At 63.9% G+C, this 1,637-nt stretch carries 2 protein-coding genes and 1 pseudogene; 2 read left to right on the top strand and 1 reads right to left on the bottom strand.

What is annotated here, in order from left to right; genetic code table 11:
* Positions 1-69 precede the first annotated feature (69 nt).
* The gene (locus TX88_RS31830) at positions 70-252 is read left to right on the top strand and encodes an antitoxin VbhA family protein (protein WP_044524582.1); all 183 of its coding nucleotides are present in this window, start codon (positions 70-72) and stop codon (positions 250-252) included.
* Positions 253-263: 11 nt separating this feature from the next.
* Positions 264-902, top strand: a complete 639-nt coding sequence (locus TX88_RS31825; RefSeq protein ID WP_044524579.1) for a Fic/DOC family protein — start codon at positions 264-266, stop codon at positions 900-902.
* Positions 903-926: 24 nt separating this feature from the next.
* On the opposite strand, the pseudogene TX88_RS31820 reads toward TX88_RS31825, so the two are convergent.
* Positions 927-1,637, bottom strand: a pseudogene (locus TX88_RS31820) (hypothetical protein); the annotation flags it as partial.

The following is a 1,637-nucleotide window of genomic DNA, read 5'->3' as shown; positions in this document are numbered from 1 at the left end:
CAGGGCGCTTCCGACGGCACGTCGGCGTCGTCGACTATCCTGAAGTACACGGATTGGGGGTGGTGACGGGTGACCGAGGCGCAGAAGGCGCAGCGACGGATCAGGGCTGTCCGCGCGATCCGCCGCAGCTCCGAGCTGGAGGGCTCACGCAGCACCGATGCTACCCGCGCCGACCAGGTCGCCTACGCACGCGGCTCGATCACCGCGGCCGAACTCGCCGATCGCGTGCGTCGCCGGTACAACGTCCAGTAGTCGGGCCGGAGTTGCCACACCCCTGGGATACCGGTGATATCGAACGCAACTGGCAGGGCTATTTCGTTCCCGGCACCAGCATTCTGGAAAATCGGGCCGGAGCCCGCACAGCCGACGAGCTTCGCGACGCGGAGAATGACCTCGTCGAGAGCCGGCTGATCGAGCTGCGCGAGGATCCCAACATATTGGGACACCGCTCATACGATCTCGCCTACCTACAACGCATTCACAGGCACCTCTTCCAGGACGTCTATGTGTGGGCCGGAGACTTGCGCACTGTCGGAATCGAGAAAGGCGGCGAGTCTTTCTGTCCACCGGGCAACATCAACCAGGCAATGAACCACGTTGCCGACGAGATCCACCGCCACAACCAGCTGACGGCGGTGCCCATAGATGATCTCGCACGCACCATCGCCTACTTGTACGATTACGTGAATTTCGCCCACCCATTCCGTGAGGGCAACGGCAGGTCGACCCGGGAGTTCTTCGACCTACTGCTGTCCGAACGCCGCGCCGGATTCGACTGGGCTAAAACTGATCTCGGCGAGCTGCACGGTGCATGTCACGCCGCACGAGCACAATCCGACCTCAGCGGGTTGATCGCCATGTTCGCAAAGATCCTTGATGATGAGCCCGCATACGACTTCTGATGTCGTCGTCAGTCTGTCACTCACTCACGCGGCGGCTGTCAGTTCTTCGTACATGCGGGTCGCGGGCGCGATCTGGCTGCGGATCTCGGACAGGTATGCCTGGCGCCCGTTGGCGAACGCCGCGTCAGCGGAGTCCTCCCCTGGCCGCTGTTGCAACCAGAAGATGTTCTTCCAAATGTCGGAGCTGGCACCAGGAGATGCGCGCAACTTGTCGAGGCGGTTGAAGAATTCGTCGATCGCTGTGTTCGGGTCGTCGCGCCCGGGGTATCCAGAGTCTTGTTGGTAGATGTTCTTCCAGAGCCCGTTGGGGCTCACAGCGCGGGGGCTTAAGGCGCTTTCCTGCATCCCAGTTGAGATGCACGCGATGGCCTCATGGGCGTTGTATCCGCGCTTTTTGGCCTGCGCGATGATCGCGGCCGCCACTTCGCGGGGACTTGAGTCGGGCCTCAGTGTGCCAATGGTCGACCGGAGCGCCCCGATGGGGGAATTCCGCTGTGAGCCTGGGGCTGTGGTGCGGTTGACGGCGTTGAACAGTCCCGCCAGGCGGGGCATCGACAGCCCGGAGCCTGAGCCCCCGCCGCCGCCGAAGCTGGCCGGGCTGAACCCGCCGCCGCCTCCGCCGCCGGACATCGGCATTCCGCCGCCGCCTGATGGTGGCCGGTATCCCGACGAGGCCGCGCGGATCATTTGGGCCAACGCAAGCTGGCGTTGTTCGGATTGCAGGAGTCGGCCGCA

Origin of the sequence: Mycolicibacterium septicum DSM 44393, from assembly GCF_000455325.1 — a bacterium.
Classification (GTDB): Bacteria; Actinomycetota; Actinomycetes; order Mycobacteriales; family Mycobacteriaceae; genus Mycobacterium; species Mycobacterium septicum.
Note: the sequence above shows the minus strand (reverse complement) of the source record. Positions and strands in the feature narration are given on the sequence as shown.